This window comes from Variovorax sp. YR566 (genome assembly GCF_051992195.1).
Taxonomy (GTDB): Bacteria; Pseudomonadota; Gammaproteobacteria; order Burkholderiales; family Burkholderiaceae_C; genus Variovorax.
The window spans coordinates 2,803,257-2,822,861 of the sequence record NZ_CP197092.1; the positions used below are offsets into that span (position 1 = coordinate 2,803,257).

Genomic DNA, 19,605 nt, shown 5'->3' on the forward strand with positions numbered 1-19,605 from the left:
CTCTTCGACGACGCCTGAGGAATCCGACGATGCGGCTCTTGCCCCGTGCCCTGTACCGCCCCTGGCTTGCGGCCTGGCTCCTCGCACCGCTGCTGGCAGGCCACGCCGCCGCACAGCTTCAGCAGCCCCTGACACTCGCCAGTGACCCGACGGTGCTGGCCAAAGCCGCTCTCGGTGCCGAGCGGGGCACGCTGGTGGTGGGCACGCTGCGCAACGGCCAGGCGTCCTACGGCGCCGCCTACAACCCCGAGCCTCCGTCGTCGCCGCGCGCCATCGCGGCTGGCGGTGCCGAGCAGCCGATGTTCGAGATCGGCTCCGTCACCAAGGTCTTCACCGGCCTGCTGCTCGCGCAGTCGGTGGAGCGCGGCGACCTCAAGCTCGACGACACCGTGGGCAAGCTGCTCGCCGGCAAGGTCGAAGGCCTATCGTCCGCCGTGACCTCGGTCACGCTGCGCCAGCTCGTCACGCATACGGGCTGCATGCCCGTGATGGCCGATGGCGTAACGGGCGGCGCGCCGCTCGCTGAGCAGTTCCGCACCTTCGACAAGCCCATGTTCTGGGCGTCCCTCGCGCGCATCAAGCTCACTGCCGCCGCACCGCCGTGCGAGGGCGCGTACAGCAACTTCGGCATGGCGTTGCTCGGCCAGTTGCTGGCCGAGCACTACAACACCTCGTGGGGCGAACTGGTGCGCGCGCGCATCACCGAGCCGCTGGGCATGAACGACACCGTGATCTCGCTCGGCGACAAGGCCTCGCGCATGGCCCCGGCCTTTGCCGGCGACCGCCGCCAGCCGCTCTTCGACATGCTGGCCTACGCGCCGGCCAGCGCGCTGCGCTCCACCGCCGCCGACATGATGACCTTCAGCCGCGCCATCCTCGCGGGCGCCAGCGGTCCGCTCGGCCCGGCCGCCGCGCGCATGCTTACGCCGCTGGCGCGCTACGAGGGCGCCGATATCGGCTACGCAGTGATGGTGCGCGGCCCCGAAGGCGGCCGGCGCACCTACTGGCACGCAGGCGTCACCGAGGGCTACCGCACGCTATGGCTGCTCGCGCCCGACACCGGCGAAGCGATGATCGTGCTCAGCAGCAACGCACGCGCGCCGATGCAGCCCGTGATGCTGGCCATCGGCAAGAGCCGCTACCCGGTGCCGACGGTGGAGGTGCCGGTCGATCCGAAGCGGCTGGAAGACTACAAGGGCGAGTTCCGCGTGACGAAGGCCAAGTCGCTGAGCTTCACCGTGCGCAGCGGCAAGCTGCTGGTGCGCGAGACCGGGCGCGGCTACAACGCGCTCACGCCCACCGGCAACGACCGGTTTGCCGTGACCGGCATCGGCGCGCAGTTCGTGTTCCGGCGGGATGCGGGGAACGCGGTGGTCGCGGTGTCTCTGACGCAGGGTGGTAGCCAGCTCGATGCGAAGCGGGTGGGGGAATCGGTCGCTGTGCCGCAGGAGTGACTGCGCGACACGACTAGCTGGCCAACTCCAGCAACTGGTCGGCCATCTGCTCCATTTCGCCGCGCATGACGAGCTGCCTGAGCCAACTCTCCGGAATGCCGCCGAAGCCGTAGAAGGCACCAGCCAGCTGGCCGCAGATCGCGGCGGTGGTGTCGGCGTCGTCGCCGAGGTTGGTCGCAGCGAGCACGGCGTCCTCGAAGGATTCGGTGTGCGCAAAGCACCAGAGCGCCGCTTCGAGCGATTCGACGCAGTAGCCCGATCCCTTGATGCGCTCGATGGGCTTCGAGGCGTAGTCGCCGCGCGCCAGTGCCGCGACCTTCTCGCTCAGCGGCTCCATCGGCACGGTCGCAAGAATCGCCGCCTTGCTTTCGCCGCGCAATGCCGCGCGCAACTGCAGCGCGAAGAGTCGCGAGCACTCGATCGCCTCCAGCGCACCGTGCGTGGTGCGCGTGCTTTCGCCGGCCTGCTGCCAAGTGGCCTCGGCGCTCGCTGCATAGAACATCGGCACCGGTGCGAGCCGCATCAGCGCGCCGTTGCCGGCCGTGCGCGGATCGGGGTCGCCCGAGAACGGATCGCCCGACGCGAGGTAGCGGGTAAGAGCGCCCGACACGGTCAAACCGATGTCGAAGCACTGCCCGGTGCTGCTCATGTAGCCCACGCTGCGCCAGTTGCAGTAGCGGTTCATCTGGTCGACCGCATCGAAGCCCTTGCGGTGGATCAGGCTCGCCGCAAGGCACAGCGTCATCGAGGTGTCGTCGGTCCATTCGCCGGCAATCAGCCCGAAAGGGCCACCGCCCTGCATGCCGGTCACGGGCGCGAAGGTGCCGCGCGTGCGGAACTCGACCGTGGTGCCCACGGCGTCGCCGCAGGCCAGGCCGAGCAGGCAGCCTCGATAGCGTTCGATGCTGGTCATTGCGCTTTCCTCAGCGCATCGCGTGCGGCCATCAGAGCAAAGCCCAGCAGGTTGAGGCCCATCCATTCGCGTGGCTCTTGCGCCGCAGGATCGGTGGCCGCGAGGCCAATGCCCCAGATCGAATCGACCGGGCTGGCCTCTACCAGCACCTGATGGCCGGTGCCGAGCAGGAAGGCGCCGAGTGCTGGGTTCTGCGAGAACTTCTCGATGTTGCCCTGCGTCACGATGTCGAGGCGCGCAGCCACCCATGCCGCTTCGTCGAATCCGCGGATCTTGCGGCCGAGTTTCTTGGCTTCGCCCGGCGTGCGGGCCGCCAGAATCTGCTCGCAGGTTTCCGCATCGTCGAACAGGCGCGACTTGCCGGCCATCATGAAATGCTCGGCCGTGCGGTAGTGCGTGCCATCGACGGTGAATTCGGCCTCGAACCACTGGCTGAAGCAACTCTTGTTCACGCCGGTCTTGGGCGCCTGGTGGCCCCAGAACAGCAGGTACTCGGGCTGATGGCCCTGTGCGAAATACGCAGGTAGATCCTGGATGCTGCGCGGTGTCGTCGTCATTTCTTTTTCTCCTCAGGCGCCGATGTCGAGCGGATGCTCCACCGGCAATTGCAATTCGGGGTTGTCGTTTTGCGCCAAGGGGCGCTGTGCGTCCACGAAGGCGCGCATGTCGATGACCTCCAACAGTTCTTCGCTCGCAAAAGCCGCGAGCGTACGGCCGCGCAAGCCCAGCTGGATCGCACGGCGTTCCAGCTTGTGGCCGCTGGGCGAGTGATCCGGGTCCCATTGCAGGCGCACTTCCGAGCTCTCGACCGCTGCTTGCCATGCCTCGCGGCTCGGGTAGCTGGGGTTGAAGGTCGATGGCACGGCCTCGCGCACCACGCGCTCGAAGAAAGCACGACGCAGCCGCAGGCCGAGCGTGATCTCCTGGCCTTCCTTGGTGCCCCAGCCGCAGCGGTACATCATCCAGAGGAAGTTGGGCTTTATCCAGCTCATGCGCGAAAGGCTGAAGTCCGGGCCGTCGAGTCGGCCGTGGCGGATCGCATATTCGCCGATGGCGGGGCGGTAGGCCTGGTACACGACGACGGATGCCGCGTCGTGGTGGGCGAGGATGTGTTGGCCGCTCTGCGGCCAGCGCGCGCGTTGGGCGACGTGCGGTTCGACGGGAAGGGGTGTGACAGCGTTGTTCATTTCTTGCTTCTTCTTTTTTGAGTTGCCCTATGCAACTAATTAAGGGTTGTATAGTACAACTAATCAATCCGGAGTCAAGCCTTCCTGTGAGCACCCCCTCGTCAAACTTTCCGGCCCTGACCTTCCCGCGCCCGCTGGTCACGGTCGATGTGGTGACGTTCACCGTGCTTGACAACGCGCTGCAAGTCCTGCTGGTGAAGCGGCCCTCCGACACGGTCGAGCCGTTCCCCGGCAAGTGGGCGTTGCCGGGCGGCTTCGTGAACATCGACGAAGACGCCACGCTGCTCGATTGCGCCTTGCGCAAGCTGCGCGAGAAGACCGGTGTGGTGACGCCCTATCTCGAACAGCTCGGCAGTTGGGGTGGCGCGCAGCGCGATCCGCGCGGCTGGTCGGCTACGCACTGTTTCTATGCGCTGATTCCCGCGGAGGCCATGCAGTTGCGCAGCGGCGCCAACGCGCCCGAAGTGGCGTGGTTCGAGGTCGATGCCGCTTCGCGCAAGCGGCTGGCCTTCGACCACTGCGAACTGCTCGACGCGGCCGTTGCCCGGCTGCGCAGCAAGGTCGAATACACCTCGCTGCCGGCCTTTCTGCTCGAAGAGCCGTTCACCCTGCCGGCGCTGCAGCAGACCTACGAGGTTGTTCTGGGCCGCGGTATCGACAAAAGCGCCTTTCGCAAGCGCATGCTCGACGGCGGGTTCATGGAAGAGGCGGGAATGCTCACCGGCAGCCTCGGCCGACCGGCCATGAGCTACCGGCTGCGCGATCGTTCGCAGGCAGCGCTGTTTCCCCGCACGTTCAACGCGAAATAAGTCTGGGGCCCTGAGCCGTTCGCTCAGAGCCGATCCGACATCGCATGCAGGTACGCGCGAACCGCCGCGCTGGCGCTCAGGCCGATGGCGCGGTCATAGGCCTGCCGCGAGGCGGAACGTGCGCCGCCGGCCGCGAGCAGGTGCGCACGCGCCGCCCAGAACGGTTGGTAGTTCGCTACCTCCAGCGCGGGAATGGCTTCGAGCGCCCGCAGGCCGATTTCGGGGCCGCGCGCGTTCGCCAGCGCGCAGGCCCGGCTGACCTGGGCGCCGATGCTCGGCCGCAGCGCCAGCAGGCCTTCGTACAGCGACACCAGCACTTCGGGCGCGACCGGCGCGCCCACGCGGCGTTCGCAATGGGCCGACTGGATGGCCGCTTCAAGCTGGTATGCACCGAGAGATTTCATGTCCGATGCCAGCCGCAGACAACGTTCGGCCTCCGCGAGCAGATCCGGGTCCCAGCGCAGCGGGTCCTGCTGGTCGAGCGGCACGTAGGCGCCGGTCTCGCTGCGACGGGCCGCGGCGCGGCTTTCGCAGAACAGCATCAGCGCGAGCAGGCCCAGCGGCTCGGGCTCGTTCGGCATCAGGCCGCACAGGATGCGGCAGAGGTCGATGGCCTCGGCCGTGAGGCCGCGGGGCAGGGCATCGGCGCCGTCCACGTCGTCCCAGCCGGTGCCGTAGGCGGCGTAGATGCCGTCGAGCACGTCCTGCAGTCGCTGCGGCAGGTCGCGCGCCTGCGGGTATTCGAATGGAATGCCGGTCGCGCGGATACGGGCCTTGGCACGCACCAGCCGTTGGCCGAGCGTGGCCGGCGCGGTCAGGAAGGCGCCAGCCATGCGCGCCGCGTCGAGGCCGAGCACGGTCTGCAGCATGAGCGGCGCCCGGGCCGCCGCGTCGATGGCCGGGTGCGCGCACACGAAGAGCAGGCGCAGCCGCTCGTCGGGCACGGCCGCGCCGTCGGTGGTGCCTTCGTCGACCTCGCCGGCCAGCAGCAGCAGGCTCTGCGTGGCCGCGTCCTGCACGCGGGTGTGGCGCCAGGCGTCGAGCTTGCGGTGCCGAGCCACGCTCAGCAGCCAGGCATCGGGCTGCACGGGAATGCCGTCGGACGGCCAGCGCTCGAGCGCCCGCGCGAAGGCGTCGGCCAGTGCGTCTTCCGACGCGGCGATGTCGTGCGTGCGCGCCGACAGGATGGCCAGCAGCCGCCCGTAAGAATCGCGCGCCGCACGTTCGGCGGCTCTCTGAACCGCCGGATCACTCATGCGGCTACGGCGGTCGCCATGAAGACAGGCCGTATCTCGACCCCGCCACTGGTCGCGCAGGGCGCGCGCGCAGCCCATTCGAGCGCGGCGTCGATGTCGGGCACGTCGACCACGAAGTAGCCGCCGAGCTGCTCCTTGGTGTCGGCGAAGGGGCCGTCCTGCACCTGGCGCTTGTCGCCGCGCACGCGCAGCGTGGTGCCGGTCATGGGCGGGAAGAGGCCGTGGCCGCCGAGCGAGATGCCGGCCTGGCGCACGGCGTCGGCATACGCGACCCAGCTGGCCCGGTAGGCCTGCGAGGACGCGTTGTCGCGCTGTTCGAATTCGGCCGCGGGCTGATAGAACATCAACATGTACTGCATGGTGTCTCTCCGTCAAGGAAAAGGCTGTTGAGCAAGATCGCTCACCACAATGACGGCCCGCAGCCAGTCATTTCGACACGGGGTTCGTGTCGAGCAGAATATTTTTTATGCGATTGCCGTTTGGCGCAACGGTTGCACCACCTATGCCCTAGGCCGTCATGCTGCCCTGGCCCTGATGGAGGGTGCGAACATGGCTTCCATCTCGTTGCGCAGCCTGTAGGCGGCAGTCGTCGTGTCGATCGCCACGTCGGCCCAGCTCAGGCTCTGGCCCTTCTTCACGGGGCGCGCCAGCTTGACGTTGTGCGCCAGCCCGAGCGGCAGGCCGCCCAGGCGCAGCGAGCGCTCGGCCGGCAGCAGCTTGCCCCAGACCGTGTAGCCGCCTTCGCCGTCGAGCATCTCGCCCGCTGCGAGGTCGCGCTTGGCTGTGGCGACCACGTCGGCGTTCCAGCAGGTGGCCACGCCGGTGGGCTCGCCGCGCAGCGCCACGCTGGCCACCGACATGCCGACTTCCAGGCCGATCAGGTGCCAGCGCTTGTAGAGAGTGAAGTAGCGCCCGCTCGGGTCAGTGTGGGCGTTGTATTCCTCGAAGCAGTTCTTGATGTAGTCGGTTTCGGCCTCTACCGTGACCCACACGCCCATGCGGATGTCGTAGGGAATCTTGCGGCCATCGGCTTCGAGCGATGACACCACCTCGACCATGCCCTTGCGTTCGAGCACGCCGCCTTCGCTTTTCGGCCGCGTGACGAAGGGAATGTCTTCCACGCTCGCGGGCGGGTAGAGCAGGCCGTCCGAAGGCACCGTGAGCCCGGTGGCGTTGGCCACCGCCGAGCTTTCGATGGACGGCTTGGAGCCGTCGAGAAAGCTGTTGAACATCTTCGGGTTGAGCCCGCCGCGTTTTGCCTGCTCGGGCGTGAGGCCGTAGTTGCCCCACACCGTCTCGGGCGTCGATTCGGTGAAGTGCGGCAGCCACTTGTGGCCGCGCCCGGCCGCCACCACCGGAAAGCCGCAGGTGCGCGCCCAGTCGACCAGGTCGCAGATCAGCGCGGGCTGGTCGCCGAAGGCCAGCGAATAGATCACGCCGGCCTGCTGCGCCCTGTGCGCAAGCAGCGGGCCGCAGAAGGCGTCGGCCTCCACCGTCACGTTGACCACGTGCTTGCCGTGCGCGAAGGCGTCGAGGCAGTGGTCGACCGCGGCGATGGGGTTGCCGGTGCACTCGACCACGATGTCGATGGACGGCTCGCGCGTCACGGCCTGCCAGTCGTCGGTGATCCAGGTGGTGCCGTGCTTCAGCGCCTCTTGCACCGAGCCAGCCGCGGCGCGCTCGGGCTGCCAGCCCACGCGTTCGAGGTTGACGCGGGCAGCGTCGGGCGAAAGATCAGCAATTGCCACCAGCTGCACGCCGGGCGTGCGTGGAATCTGTGCGAGGTACATCGAGCCGAACTTGCCGGCACCGATCAGGCCGATGCGGATGGGGCGGCCTTCGGCGGCACGTTGTTGCAGGCGGGTGTGCAGGCTCATGGGGTCAGGCCTCCGCGGTGTCGAGCACGTCGAGCGAGGTGCGCAGTGCGCTCTCGGGCAGGCCGTTTTTCCACGGCACATCGACCGGGTACGGCTTCAGCAGGCAGTCGTCGGGCAGCATCTCGATGGGCGTGAAGTCGCGGTGCGCGATGTACTCGGGCCGCTTGTGGCGCCGGATGTGGTTGCTGACCGCGCACAGGCTCAGGTACACCGCCACGCGGTTGAAGGGCGACAGATTGCTGCCCGAGGCATGCACCAGGCAGCTGTGGAACAGGATCATCGAACCGGCCGGCCCCTTGGGCGAGACGATGCCGCCGTGCCTGCCGCCCGCGCGATCAACCAGTTGGCGGATCAGGTCGTTGTCCACGGTCCACAACGGGTAGCTGGTGGTCGTGAGGTCATGCTTCGCATCGACCACGCCCTTGCGGTGGCTGCCCGGAATGAACATCAGCGGGCCGTTGTGCTCGGTCACCTCGTCGAGAAAGATCGCGACGTTCATCGCGCGCTCGGTGGGCATCAGGTCGTCGTTGAGCCAGGTGCCGTAGTCCTGGTGCCACTGCCACACGTCGCCTTCGAAGGCCATCTTGCCGTTGATCTTGAACTGGTGCATGTAGACCTCTTCCTCGAAGAGATCGGTCACCGGGCCGACCATGCGCGGGTGTCGCGCCAGCCGCGCGAAGGGCTCGCTGATGAGGTGCGCGGCGAAGTTCGTGCGCACGGCGTCGGAGCCTTTCTCGCGCACGTTGAAGGCCTCGCGCCTGCTGTAGAGATCGGGCACCGCGTCGGTCAGCACCTTCGTCTCTTCGGCCGAGAAGTGGCCGGGGAAGAACAGATAGCCGTCGCGCTCGAACTGCGCGCGTTGCTCGGGGGTCAGCTTCATGCCTTGTCTCCTTTTTTCGTGGGAATGACGGATGCGGCTCGCGCCAGTTGCTGCGCGAGCCGTTCGCTCAGTGCCTCGCTGGCCCGCGAGACGTGTTCTTCGCTCAGGCGCGAGGCGCGCTCGACGTTGCCGGCTGCAATGGCTACGGTGATGGCCTCGTGTTCGTCCCACAGAGATTCGCGCTGTGGCTCGGCCTGCAGCACCGCGCCCATCGCGCGGCGCAGGTGGCGCCAGTGCTGATCGGCGCTCTGGCCGATCAGCGGGTTGCCCGATGCCTCGTAGATGGCCTGGTGAAAGGCCACGTCGGCGTCGATCATGGCTTCGACATTGCGCCCGCGCGCTGCGCGCCGACCGCGTTCGATGAGCTTCGGGTCGATGCGAAAACGCTGCTGCGCCGCCAGCCGAGCGGCCAGCACGTCGAGCGCGCCGCGCACTTGGTAGACCTTGCGCATCGCCTCGGCTTCCAGCGGCGCCACCAGCACGCCGCGGCCGGGTGCATCGAGCACGAAGCCGTCTTTCTTCAGCAGCCGCAGCGCCTGCAGCACCGGCTGTCGCGACACCGAGAGGCGCTGCGCGATGTCTTCCTGCGTGATGCGCTCACCCGGCGCGAGCGTGCCGCTGCTGATGGCGCCGAGCAGGGCGCGGTAGACCTGGTCGACGAGGTCGGGGGCGGCTTCGATGCTGACGAGCTGGGCGGGCATGGGCGGCTTTCTTTGAACTCTGTATACAGAGTACGGAGTTCACGGCCGACGCGTATCCCGGGTTTTTACCCATCGGGGCTGCAAAAATTTGCAAGCCGCCGCTAAGCTCGGACACATGCAACTACCTACCTACGACGACGTCATCGCCGCGGCCGCGCGGCTCGAAGGCCACGCCCACCGCACGCCGGTGCTGCGTTCCACCACCGCCAACGAGCGCTGGGGCGCCGAGTTTTTCTTCAAGTGCGAGAACTTCCAGCGCATGGGTGCGTTCAAGTTCCGCGGTGCGTTCAATGCGCTGTCCAAGTTCGACGCAACGCAGCGCAAGGGCGGCGTGATTGCGTTTTCATCGGGCAACCATGCGCAGGCCATTGCGCTGTCGGCGCGCCTGCTGTCGATGCCGGCCGTGATCGTGATGCCGAAAGACGCACCGGCCGCCAAAGTCGCCGCCACCAAGGGCTACGGCGCCGAAGTGGTGATGTACGACCGCTTCACCGAAGACCGCGAGGCGCTGACCAAGCAGCTCGCACAGGAGCGCGGCATGACGATGATTCCGCCCTATGACCACCCCGACGTGCTGACGGGGCAGGGCACGGCGGTGAAGGAGCTGATCGAGGAAACAGGCCCGCTCGACCACCTGTTCGTGTGCCTGGGTGGCGGCGGGTTGCTGTCGGGTTCGGCGCTGTCGGCGCGCGCGCTGGCGCCGAGTTGCAAGGTATATGGCGTGGAGCCCGAGGCGGGCAACGACGGCCAGCAGTCGTTTCGGGCGGGGAAGATCGTGCACATCGAAACGCCGAAGACCATTGCCGATGGCGCGCAGACGCAGCATCTGGGCGAGTACACCTTCGGCATCATCCGCCGCGACGTGGACGACATCTTCACCGTTACCGACGAGCAGCTCGTCGATGCGATGCGCTTCTTTGCCGAGCGCATGAAGATGGTGGTGGAGCCGACAGGCTGCCTCGCCTTCGCGGGTGCGATTGCTGCGGGCAAGGCGATTACCGGCAAGCGCGTGGGCATCGTGATTAGCGGCGGCAACGTCGACCTGTCGCGCTACGCGACCTTCCTCGCGCCGCAGACATAAGGCTTCAGGCCGTGCGCAGCGAACCGAAGAGCCCTTCGGTTTCGTCCTGCGGCCCGGCCGCGAAGTACAGCGCATTGCTGTCGCCGAGCGCCACGCCATTGCCGAACTGCAGGCCCCAGAGGCCGGCGATGGACACGGGCCGGTCCTGCGCATCGCGCAAGTCGTCCACATACTGGCCGCTGGCCGGATCGAAAGCGCAGATGCGGCCCACCCCGCCGAAATTGCCGACCAGCAGCAAGCCCGACAGCGCGCCGAAGTCAGCGGGCGCAATGGCCACGCCCCAGGGCGCGTTGAGCCGGCCGTCATCCGCATAGACGCGCAGCAGACGACCATCCAGATCGAATTCGGCGAGCCTGCCGCGCGAGGGGCGATTGCCCGTTGCGGCTTCGGCCGCGGCATCCAGCGCATCTTCCTCGCCGGCGTGGAAGGCATGCGCTTCGGCTGGGCCGGCCTGGCTGATCGCATACAGCACGAACACTCGGTCCCGGGTTCCGTCGTTCACCACCTGGATGTTGAAAGGCACTGGGTCGCCCGGCCGTGCCGCGCCTGCCGGTCCGCTCGCGAAGGGGTTGGCGAAGCCCTGCGTCGGCACCAACTGCCACTGCGCGTCCAGTGTGCGTATCTGCGGTTGCGCGCCGAAGTCGGCCAGCCACAGCCGGTCCCAGCGGCCGGTGTGGATGGCGGCGCCGAAGAAGGCCATGCCCTGATCGGCACCGTTGAAGACCTCCACGGCCGGGCCGTCCATGCGCACGATGGCGCCGCTGTCTGCATCGCGCTCGGTCCAGGCGCTGACGCTACCGCTGTCGGTGACGAAGACGAAGCGCGCCGAACCGTCCAGCGTGCGCTCGCCGGCCGGCTGGCCTTGAACCCGGAACAGGTCCGAAGTCAGGGCCGCGCCGTTGAACACGACGCCGGTGACCTTGCCTGCGCTGTCGTCGCTCGTGCTGGCATCCGAGCCCGGTACGGTCACTTCGCGCAGGCCGTCTTGGTGCAGTGCGCGCAATGCCGGGTCGGCCGAACGCGTGACGTCGCCGAGGTATTGCCAGGAGATGCCACCGCCGCCAACCCAGAAATGGCCGCCGGCACCGGCCGGGCGGATGGCGATGCCCCAGCCGTTGATGAATTCCGGCTCCGTGAAGGAAGCGCCGTAGCGGGTGTGGCTGGCCAGCAAATTGGCCTGGCGGTATCGGTTGACAGCGGCGCTATTGCTGCTGCCGCTGTTGCCGCCACCACAGGCGGCCGGCGCCGATGAACATTGGTTGGCAGCGGTGTCGTTGCCCCCGCCACAGGCGACTAGCGCCGATGAAGCGAGCGTGCCTAGAACGAAGTTTCTTCTGTCGAGCATGAGTGATCCCCCTGATTGCATTGCAAAGCCGTTTTATGAATTGGCTGAGCACGCGGGACCACCATGCCTTTGAAGCAGATGAACTGCAGGCGTCGGTGTGTTCGCAGGTGGCTTGGCTACGGGCCGTCGAATGCTATGAGCACCCGTCTTGGAGGTTCAAAAATCCGGCTCTGTTTCTGCCAACTTTTGCCGGACTTGGCGATGGCATTGGGCGTAGCCAGGAAGTCTCAGGTGGCGATGCCGTCGGCGCGCAGATGCAGCAGGCGGTCCGCGCGGGCGGCCGCGCTCTCCGAGTGCGTCACCAGCACCAGCGACGCACCATGCTCGCGGGTCTGGCCGATCAGCAGTTCCATCACCTTCGCGGCGGTGGTCGGGTCGAGGTTGCCCGTGGGCTCGTCGGCCAGCAGCAGGGCGGGGCGGTGCACCAGCGCGCGCGCAATCGCCACGCGTTGCAACTGGCCGCCCGACAGCGTCTGCGGCAGCCGCGCGCCCATGCCGGGCAGGCCCACCGCTTCGAGCATGTGGGCGACGCGGCCGTCGTTGTCCTTCTGCTGGCCCAGCAGCATCAGCGGCAGCGATACGTTCTGCGCCACGTCGAGGTGCGGCAGCACATGGAAGGCCTGGAACACGAAGCCCACGTGGCGCCGGCGCCAGAGCGCGCAGGCTTCGCCGTCGAGCGCACCGATGTCGGTGCCATCGTGCGTCACCGTGCCCTGGTCCCAGCTGTCGAGGCCGGCCATGCAGTTGAGCAGCGTCGACTTGCCGACGCCCGATTCGCCCACGATGGCAACGAATTCGCCGGGCTCGACGCCCAACGTCACGTTCTCGAAGACAGGCGCATCGCCGTAGTGCTTGCCGAGGTTGGAAATGCGCAGCGTCATCCGGATTGAGTGGTCTTGGCGATCAGTTGAACGGCGGTCTGCACCGCATCGGGGGCGTCGCAGGCAATCACGGTGCGCTGCGGCATGCTGCGCAGCCAGGTGATCTGCCGCTTGGCAAGCTGGCGCGTGGCGGCGATGCCGCGTTCGCGCAGATCGGCCATGGCTTTGGCGTCGGGAGCGGCATCGCCGCAGGCGTCGAGCGTTTCCCAAGCCTGCCGGTAGCCGACGCAGCGCATCGAGGGCAGGTCGGTCGACAGGTCGCCGCGCGCGCGCAGTGCGCGTACTTCGTCGAGGAAGCCGGCTGCCAGCATCGCATCGAAGCGCTCGGCGATGCGCGTGTGCAGCCAGGCGCGGTCGGTCGGTTCGAGCGAGAACAGCACGCCGCCTTCGACTGCGCTGGCCGTCTTGTTGTCGCTCGCATGAAAGCTCGACAGCGGCTGGCCGCTGCTCTCCCACACTTCGAGCGCGCGCTGGATGCGCTGGCTGTCCTGCGGCGCCAGCCGCGCGGCCGTGACCGGGTCGACCTGCGCGAGCCGCGCGTGCATGGCGGGCCAGCCGAGCGTGGCGGCATCGGCGTCGATGCGCGCGCGCACCGCGGCATCGGCCGCGGGCATGGCGTCTATGCCGTCGAACAGCGCCTTGAAATACAGCATGGTGCCGCCCACCAGAAGCGGCAGCGCGCCGCGTGCGCGAATCTCGCCGATGAGCCGCGTGGCGTCAGCCACGAAGGCGGCCGCGCTGTAGCTGTCGCGCGCATCGAGGATGTCGATCAGGTGATGCGGCGCGGCAGCCTGCTCGGCGGCCGTGGGCTTGGCGGTGCCGATGTCCATGTCGCGGTAGACCAGCGCTGAATCGACGCTGATGATTTCGACCGGCTGCAGCCGCGCCAGCGCCAATGCGGCGGCCGTCTTGCCCGAAGCGGTGGGGCCGGCAAGCGCCACGTAGCGCGGCGGACCGGAACGCGCAGCGGCGGGCGATGCCGGGGGAGCGGCCTCGGCGGCCGGTGCGGAGCTGGGAAACATGATGCGCCGAGGGTAGCAAATGGCGCGCGCCGGTCTGCAGCGCGGGTCTTGCTCAGGTCGTTTCCCGCATCCGCTTGATGTCGCGCAGCGGCGGCGCTCCAAACAGACGGGCGTATTCGCGGCTGAACTGCGAGGCGCTTTCGTATCCCACGCGCACTCCCGCGGTGCCGGCATCGATGCCCTGGTTCAGCATCAGTTGCCGGGCCTCTTGCAGGCGCAGCTGCTTCAGGTATTGCATGGGGCTCATGCCCGCCACGGCACGAAAGTGCTGCCGGAACGTCGATGGACTCATATGCACGGAAGCGGCCAGTTCGTCCGCCAGCACAGGCTGCGTGAAATTCATCTTGAGCCAGGCCATGCTCTGCGCCACCTGCTGGCCTGGAGAGCCGACTGCCACGAGGCGCTGCAACTGCTGGCCATGGCGCCCGGCGAGCAGGCGAACGGCGATTTCCTGCTGAAGCAGTGGAGCGATCTGGGGAATCAGTTTGGGCTCGGCCAGCAGCTCGACGAGCCGCGTCACTGTGCCGAGCAGCGTCGGATCGAGATCGCCGAGCGACATGGCTCGATAGCTGTAGTCCTTTGTCGGTTGGGGCAACGCCATCTCGGCTGCCGCCTGCACGATGGCGCGAGAGTCGAGCTTGAGCATGATGCCCAGAAAAGGCCGCGCGGCACTGGCCTGGGTGACATGCGCCACGACGGGAAGGTCAGCCGTGGTCAGCAGCGATTGCCCAGCGGCGTAGTCGAAGAATTCCTCGCCGAGCGCAACCCGCTTCTGCCCACTGACGGTGATGCCCACACCAAAGCCATAGATGCAATGAACAGGCTCGGTCGTGGCACTGCGACGGTGGAGCGAGAGTTCGGGAATGGCGGTGATGAAGTCGCCGTCATTTTTGACAATGCTTCCGACCGCTTTGGCCAAGCCGCTCAGGACGGCCGATTCGCTTTGCTGCGTCAGCTGCGGCGCTTCCATTTGAATCCTTTCGGGGTGCTCCGGCAAAGTCTAGCTCGCGCATTTCGCTCGGTCCGCATTTCTGGCGCAGTCCCGTCGTTTCAGGCAAGAACACGCGCGCTTTCGGCAAACGGGTCGACGGTTCCTGGGCAGACACTGGCACCAACCGAAAGGAACATTCCCATGACCGACAAGAAAATCTGGTTCATCACCGGCGCAGGCCGGGGCCTGGGCGTCGACATCGCCAAAGCAGCGCTGGCCGCCGGCCATGCTGTCGTGGCCACTGGCCGCGACCCCGTGAAGGTGGCTGCGGCCATCGGCTCCCATGCAGACCTGTTGAGCGTCAAGCTCGATGTCACCCGCCTCGATGACGCACAGGCCGCAGTGGAGGCCGCCATCGCGAAGTTCGGGCGCATCGACGTCCTGGTCAACAACGCGGGCAACTTCTACGCCGGCTTCTTCGAGGAGCTGAGCCCCGAGCAGGTCCGCAACCAGATCGAGACGCTGCTGTTCGGCCCGATGAACGTCACCCGCGCCGTGCTGCCGATGATGCGCAAGCAGCGCTCGGGCCTGTTGCTCACCATCTCTTCGACTGCGGGGATTGCCGGCGGAATGTTCTGCACTGCCTATGCCGCGGCAAAGTTTGGCGTCGAAGGATGGATGGAGTCGCTTGCCCCTGAGCTTGCCCCCTTCGGCATACGCACCATGCTGGTGGAGCCGGGCTTCTTTCGCACCGAACTGCTCACCGCCGGTTCGACCACTTTCGCCGAGCCGAACATCGACGACTACGCCGAGCGCACCAGGGAAACCGTTGCCGCCTGGAGCAGCATGAGCGGCAAGCAGGGCGGCGACCCCGCCAAGCTCGCCGACGCCATCGTGCGGCTTGCTGCGCTCGAAGAGCCGCCGGCCCGGTTCGCCGCAGGTGCCGATGCCGTGCAGACCTTCGAGGCCAAGGCCAACGCGCTGCTTGCGCAGGCGGGCGCCCATCGCGGCCTGTCCACGTCTCTTGCCCACGACGACCGGGGACAGCAATGACCAACGATCGCACCGCAGCTGTCCACGGTTCCTTTGCCGCTTCCCTCGTCGTGGCGCTGGGTATTGGCGTGAGCGTCGTCGCGTGGCCGGCACGCGCAGTGGCCAGCCAGGCGCTGGCGCAGAAGTACGCGTGCGTCGCATGCCACCAGGCCACAGCCAAAGTGGTGGGTCCGTCCTGGAAAGACATCGGGGCAAGGTACGGCGAAGGAAAGGGAACGGCCGCGCAGCTGGCTGCAAGCATCAAGGCCGGCAGCTCGGGCAAGTGGGGCCCGATGCCGATGCCGTCGCAAACCCAGATCCCCGATGCCGACGTGCAGTCGCTCGCGCAATGGCTGCTCGACGGCGCCAAGTGAATCAGATCCAACCTACATACCTACGGAGAACCGAACATGAGCGCGCTCCACATCAACGGCCGTGAACACACGGTCGACGCCGACCCCGGCACTCCCATCCTCTGGGCCCTGCGCGACACGCTGGGCATGACCGGCACCAAGTTCGGCTGCGGCGCGGCGCTGTGTGGCGCCTGCACCGTGCATCTGGACGACCAGGCCATCCGCTCGTGCATCACACCCATCTCGGCCGCCGAGGGCAAGAAGATCACCACCATCGAAGCAACGACCAGCGGCAGCGATCGGGTCGGCGCAGCCGTGCACACCGCATGGGTCAAGCACGACGTGGCGCAATGCGGCTACTGCCAGAGCGGCCAGATCATGAGCGCGACGGCCTTCCTCAAATCGCTGCCCCGAGGCAAGCAGCCCAGCGCGGAGGAGATCGATTCGGCCATGGTCGGCAACATCTGTCGCTGCGGCACCTACGCCCGCATTCGCGCCGCTGTGGCCGATGCGGCCAAGACTCTTGCCTGAAGGAGCCGCCATGCTGCCCAACATCGACTACCGCGAACTGCCGCGCGCCATGCAGCGCCTGATGGCCCAAGGTCTGACCGGCGAAGCTGCCACGCTGCCTCGCCGCAGCTTCCTGAAGATGGCCGGGGCTGGCGGCCTCGCGCTCGGCGCCTTTCCTCACCTGGCCATGGCGCAGGCCGACGGTGCGGCGCAGGCGGCTGGCGCGCTCAAGCCGACGCAGCAGCCATCGGCCTTCGTGCAGATCGCTTCCAACGGCGAAGTCACGGTGACCATCAACCGGCTGGAATTCGGCCAGGGTGTGCAGACCGGCTTGCCAATGATCCTGGCCGAGGAACTCGACGCGGACTGGGCCCTGGTGCGCAGCCGCAATGGCTCGAACGACGCCGCCTATGTCGATCCGCTCTTCGGCATCAACATGACAGGCGGCTCCCACTCGATCAAGAACAGCTTCACGCAGTACCGCGAACTGGGTGCCCGTGCCCGGGCCATGCTGCTGTCGGCGGCAGCGGCGCGCTGGAAGGCCGATGTGGCCACGCTGCGCACGCAGGCCGGCATGGTGCTCGGCCCGGGCGGCCGCAAGCTGGGCTACGGAGAGTTGGCTGAAGCTGCCATGGCCCTGCCGGTGCCGGAGAAGGTCACGCTGAAGAATCCCAAGGACTTCCGGATCATCGGCCGTCCGACCACGCGCCTGGACGCGCGCGCCAAGAGCAGCGGGCGCCAGGACTTCGGCATCGACGTGCGGCATCCGGGCCAACTCACGGCAGTCGTGGCGCATCCGCCGGTGTTCGGCGCTCGCCTGGCCTCGGTGGACGACAGCGCGGCGCGCGCCGTCAAGGGCGTGAAGGCCGTGCTGCGCGTGCCGCTGGACCGCGGCGCCGAAGGCGTAGCCGTGGTGGCTGATGGCTACTGGCCCGCCAAGCTGGGCCGCGACGCGCTGAAGCTGCAGTGGGACACGGCCTCCGTCGAGAAGGTGGACACCGAAAAGCAACTGGCGCAGTACCGCGAGTTGGCCGGCCGCCCAGGCTCACGCAAGTTCGACGCCGACATGGCACCGCTGGCCACGGCGCCCCGGCAACTGGAAGCCGAGTTCGTCTTCCCCTATCTCGCTCACGCACCCATGGAGCCGCTGAACTGCACCGTCAAGCTGTTGAACGGGCGCGCCGAGCTGCGGGTCGGCACCCAGTGCGCCGGGTTGGACGCTGCCGCCGCCGCGCGCGTGCTGAGCCTCAAGCCCGAGCAGGTGACGGTGCATGTGCAGATGGCGGGCGGCGGCTTCGGCCGGCGTTTCGTGGGCACCAGCGACTTCGTGGTCGAGGCCTGCGAGATCGCCAAGGCCGCGCGTGCCGCCGGCTTCGACGTGCCGGTGCGCCTGCTGTGGAGCCGCGAGGACGACATCAAGGGCGGCTACTACCGCCCCATGCATCTGCACCGCGCACGCATCGGCTTCGACGAGCGCGGCAGGATCCTGGCGTGGGACCACGTCATCGTCGGCCAGTCGATCACCACGGGCACGGTGTTCGGGCAATTCCAGGTGAAGGACGGCATCGACGCCACGGCCACGGAGGGCATGCGCGATCCGTACCCGCTGCCGATGCGCCTGACGGTGCATCACCCCCAGGTCAACGTGCCCGTGCTGTGGTGGCGCAGCGTGGGTTCCACCCACACCGCCTTCGTGATGGAGACCCTGATCGACGAGATCGCCCGCAGCACGAAGCAGGACCCGGTGGCCTATCGGATGCAGCTCTTCGCAGACAAGCACCCACGCCACCGCGCTGCGCTGCAACTGGCCGTGGACAAGAGCGGCTACGGCAAGAGGCAGCTGCCGGACGGTCGTGCCTGGGGCGTAGCCGTGCACGAGTCATTCGACTCCGTGGTGGCCTATGTGGTGGAAGCTTCAGTGAAGGACGGCCAGCCGGTGCTGCATCGCGTCACCAGCGGCGTGCACTGCAACCTGGCGGTCAACCCGCGCAGTGTGGAGGCGCAAGTGCAGGGCGCGGCGGTGATGGGGCTGTCGACGTGCCTGTCCGGCGGTGCGATCACGTTGAAGGACGGCGTCGTGCAGCAGAGCAACTTCGGCGATTTCACCGTAGCCCGAATCACCAACATGCCGGAGTTCGATATCCACATCGTGCCCAGCGCCGATGCGCCCACCGGCATGGGCGAGCCCGGCCTGCCTCCACTGGCGCCTGCGTTCGCCAACGCCATTGCACGGTTGACGGGCAAGCCCTTGCGCCAGCTGCCCTTCAACCTGGCTTGACGGCGGGCGCGGACGAAACCTAGATGGCGGCCGGTGCCGGCGCGCGAACCTCGCCGCGCACATCCTGCGGCGCCAGCGCGGCGGAAGGCGGTGCAAGCCGTGGCTGCGGCCGGTTCGCCACGCCGCCATTGCTGGCGACCATGCTCTCCGGCTTCATGCGGAACAGCTGCGTCAGCGCCGCGCGGTACTGCGCCTCGCCGATCGAATTGGTGTTGTGGTGCGAACCGCCCTCGACCAGCACGAACAGCTTGGGCACGGTGGCCGCGTCATACAGCTTGCGGCCCAGCGTCGGGTTGATGAGGCTGTCGGCCGTGCCATGCACCACCAGCAGCGGCGAGCCGATGTCCTTGACCGTGTTGATCGCTTCGAATCGCTGCGTGATGAACGGGCCGAAGGGCAGCCAGCCCCACTTGAAGCCGCTGACCACGTCGGCGATCGAGGTGAAGGTGCTCTCGACGATGGTGCCGCTCTCGTCGTTCACATGCGCCGCCAGGTCGATGCCGATGGCGCCGCCGAGCGAGTGGCCGAAGATGTAGCGGTGCTGTTTGGGGTGGCGCGCGGCCAGCCAGGTCCAGGCGGCGCGGGCGTCTTCGCGGGCCGACTCTTCCGAGGGCAGGCCCTTGGAGCTCTTGCCGAAGCCGCGGTAGTCGATGGCCAGCACCGAGAAGCCCAGTTCGTGCATGCGCTGGATACGCGGCGCCGAGCCGGCCACGTTGTAACGAGCACCGTGCAGGTACAGCATCACGGGGGTGTCGGTGGTTTCGGGCGCGCCGCCCAGCCACAGGCCGTGCAGGCGAGCGGGCTCACCGGTGAGGGAAGACTGGAAATCGATCCACACGTCTTCCATGCCCTGGGTCATGGAGGCAGTGTTGCCCCAGCTGCGGTCGCTGGGCTGGAAGATCCATTCGCGTTGCTGTTCGTCGAGCGTCGAGCAACCGGCTGCCAGCAGGGCACAAAGCGAGAGGACAGACGCGAGGAGGGTCCAGCGTTTCATCATGGGGTTGAGGGACAGCGAAGTCGGCGGAAAAGTTCACCTGCTTTCACCTTGGTGCGCCGACACTGCACCTTGGTAACCCCCCGAAACAACGCTCACAG

The 19,605-nt window shown here is 67.6% G+C and carries 20 protein-coding genes; 7 read left to right on the forward strand and 13 right to left on the reverse strand.

The window, feature by feature from the left end; all coding sequences use genetic code 11:
• The first annotated feature begins 29 nt into the window (after positions 1-29).
• Entirely contained in the window at positions 30-1,454 is a 1,425-nt protein-coding gene (locus tag ACTG4X_RS13120; RefSeq protein ID WP_440533966.1) for a serine hydrolase domain-containing protein, read from the forward strand.
• Between the two features lie 13 nt (positions 1,455-1,467).
• Here the strand turns inward: ACTG4X_RS13120 and ACTG4X_RS13125 are convergent, their stop codons facing one another.
• From ACTG4X_RS13125 to ACTG4X_RS13135, 3 genes are read right to left on the reverse strand one after another with little or no spacing between them, the layout of a single operon-like run.
• On the reverse strand, positions 1,468-2,367 hold the full coding sequence (locus ACTG4X_RS13125) for an ADP-ribosylglycohydrolase family protein (RefSeq protein ID WP_093057821.1): 900 nt from the start codon (positions 2,365-2,367) through the stop codon (positions 1,468-1,470).
• Positions 2,364-2,924 (reverse strand): NADAR family protein, encoded by a 561-nt coding sequence (locus ACTG4X_RS13130; protein WP_093057820.1) that lies wholly within the window; start codon positions 2,922-2,924, stop codon positions 2,364-2,366. Before ACTG4X_RS13130 ends, ACTG4X_RS13125 begins: the two co-directional genes overlap by 4 nt.
• A 12-nt stretch (positions 2,925-2,936) precedes the next feature.
• A complete protein-coding gene (locus ACTG4X_RS13135) occupies positions 2,937-3,554 on the reverse strand; it encodes a DUF4291 domain-containing protein (RefSeq protein ID WP_440533967.1) in 618 nt (205 codons plus the stop codon).
• A gap of 86 nt (positions 3,555-3,640) precedes the next feature.
• Between ACTG4X_RS13135 and ACTG4X_RS13140 the strand changes: the two genes are divergently transcribed.
• On the forward strand, positions 3,641-4,363 hold the full coding sequence (locus ACTG4X_RS13140) for an NUDIX hydrolase (protein ID WP_093057818.1): 723 nt from the start codon (positions 3,641-3,643) through the stop codon (positions 4,361-4,363).
• Positions 4,364-4,386: 23 nt separating this feature from the next.
• Here ACTG4X_RS13140 and ACTG4X_RS13145 read toward each other — a convergent pair whose 3' ends face one another.
• From ACTG4X_RS13145 to ACTG4X_RS13165, 5 genes are all read right to left on the reverse strand, one after another.
• Entirely contained in the window at positions 4,387-5,619 is a 1,233-nt protein-coding gene (locus ACTG4X_RS13145) for an RNA polymerase sigma factor (protein ID WP_440533968.1), read from the reverse strand.
• A complete protein-coding gene (locus tag ACTG4X_RS13150; protein WP_093057816.1) occupies positions 5,616-5,978 on the reverse strand; it encodes a YciI family protein in 363 nt (120 codons plus the stop codon). The genes ACTG4X_RS13145 and ACTG4X_RS13150 overlap by 4 nt, the downstream gene beginning before the upstream one ends.
• 156 nt (positions 5,979-6,134) lie before the next feature.
• The gene (locus ACTG4X_RS13155; protein WP_440533969.1) at positions 6,135-7,496 is read right to left on the reverse strand and encodes an NAD(P)H-dependent oxidoreductase; all 1,362 of its coding nucleotides are present in this window, start codon (positions 7,494-7,496) and stop codon (positions 6,135-6,137) included.
• 4 nt (positions 7,497-7,500) lie between these two features.
• The gene (locus tag ACTG4X_RS13160; RefSeq protein ID WP_440533970.1) at positions 7,501-8,376 is read right to left on the reverse strand and encodes a phytanoyl-CoA dioxygenase family protein; all 876 of its coding nucleotides are present in this window, start codon (positions 8,374-8,376) and stop codon (positions 7,501-7,503) included.
• Positions 8,373-9,077, reverse strand: a complete 705-nt coding sequence (locus tag ACTG4X_RS13165) for a GntR family transcriptional regulator (RefSeq protein WP_440533971.1) — start codon at positions 9,075-9,077, stop codon at positions 8,373-8,375. Before ACTG4X_RS13165 ends, ACTG4X_RS13160 begins: the two co-directional genes overlap by 4 nt.
• 115 nt (positions 9,078-9,192) lie before the next feature.
• Between ACTG4X_RS13165 and ACTG4X_RS13170 the strand changes: the two genes are divergently transcribed.
• Positions 9,193-10,158, forward strand: a complete 966-nt coding sequence (locus ACTG4X_RS13170) for a threo-3-hydroxy-L-aspartate ammonia-lyase (RefSeq protein WP_435460660.1) — start codon at positions 9,193-9,195, stop codon at positions 10,156-10,158.
• A gap of 4 nt (positions 10,159-10,162) precedes the next feature.
• Here the strand turns inward: ACTG4X_RS13170 and ACTG4X_RS13175 are convergent, their stop codons facing one another.
• The 4 genes from ACTG4X_RS13175 to ACTG4X_RS13190 form a co-directional block, all read right to left on the reverse strand.
• Positions 10,163-11,503, reverse strand: a complete 1,341-nt coding sequence (locus ACTG4X_RS13175) for a TIGR03118 family protein (RefSeq protein WP_440533972.1) — start codon at positions 11,501-11,503, stop codon at positions 10,163-10,165.
• A 227-nt stretch (positions 11,504-11,730) separates the two neighbouring features.
• Complete coding sequence (locus ACTG4X_RS13180) at positions 11,731-12,384, reverse strand: ABC transporter ATP-binding protein (RefSeq protein ID WP_093057810.1); 654 nt, start codon at positions 12,382-12,384, stop codon at positions 11,731-11,733.
• The gene (gene miaA, locus ACTG4X_RS13185) at positions 12,381-13,406 is read right to left on the reverse strand and encodes a tRNA (adenosine(37)-N6)-dimethylallyltransferase MiaA (RefSeq protein WP_440533973.1); all 1,026 of its coding nucleotides are present in this window, start codon (positions 13,404-13,406) and stop codon (positions 12,381-12,383) included. Before miaA ends, ACTG4X_RS13180 begins: the two co-directional genes overlap by 4 nt.
• A 52-nt stretch (positions 13,407-13,458) precedes the next feature.
• Positions 13,459-14,376, reverse strand: coding sequence for an AraC family transcriptional regulator (locus ACTG4X_RS13190; protein ID WP_093079985.1), 918 nt, complete (start codon positions 14,374-14,376; stop codon positions 13,459-13,461).
• A gap of 162 nt (positions 14,377-14,538) precedes the next feature.
• On the opposite strand from ACTG4X_RS13190, the gene ACTG4X_RS13195 reads away from it, so the two are divergent.
• The 4 genes from ACTG4X_RS13195 to ACTG4X_RS13210 are packed head-to-tail and all read left to right on the forward strand — an operon-like array spanning position 14,539 to position 18,510.
• Positions 14,539-15,390: an SDR family oxidoreductase gene (locus ACTG4X_RS13195; protein ID WP_440533974.1), complete on the forward strand. Its 852-nt coding sequence runs from the start codon at positions 14,539-14,541 to the stop codon at positions 15,388-15,390.
• Positions 15,387-15,743 (forward strand): c-type cytochrome, encoded by a 357-nt coding sequence (locus ACTG4X_RS13200; protein WP_440533975.1) that lies wholly within the window; start codon positions 15,387-15,389, stop codon positions 15,741-15,743. The genes ACTG4X_RS13195 and ACTG4X_RS13200 overlap by 4 nt, the downstream gene beginning before the upstream one ends.
• A 36-nt stretch (positions 15,744-15,779) precedes the next feature.
• On the forward strand, positions 15,780-16,253 hold the full coding sequence (locus ACTG4X_RS13205; protein WP_440533976.1) for a (2Fe-2S)-binding protein: 474 nt from the start codon (positions 15,780-15,782) through the stop codon (positions 16,251-16,253).
• A 10-nt stretch (positions 16,254-16,263) separates the two neighbouring features.
• Positions 16,264-18,510, forward strand: coding sequence for a molybdopterin cofactor-binding domain-containing protein (locus ACTG4X_RS13210; RefSeq protein ID WP_440533977.1), 2,247 nt, complete (start codon positions 16,264-16,266; stop codon positions 18,508-18,510).
• A gap of 19 nt (positions 18,511-18,529) precedes the next feature.
• On the opposite strand, the gene ACTG4X_RS13215 is transcribed toward ACTG4X_RS13210, so the two are convergent.
• Positions 18,530-19,507, reverse strand: a complete 978-nt coding sequence (locus ACTG4X_RS13215) for an alpha/beta hydrolase (RefSeq protein WP_093057805.1) — start codon at positions 19,505-19,507, stop codon at positions 18,530-18,532.
• Between the last annotated feature and the right edge of the window lie 98 nt (positions 19,508-19,605).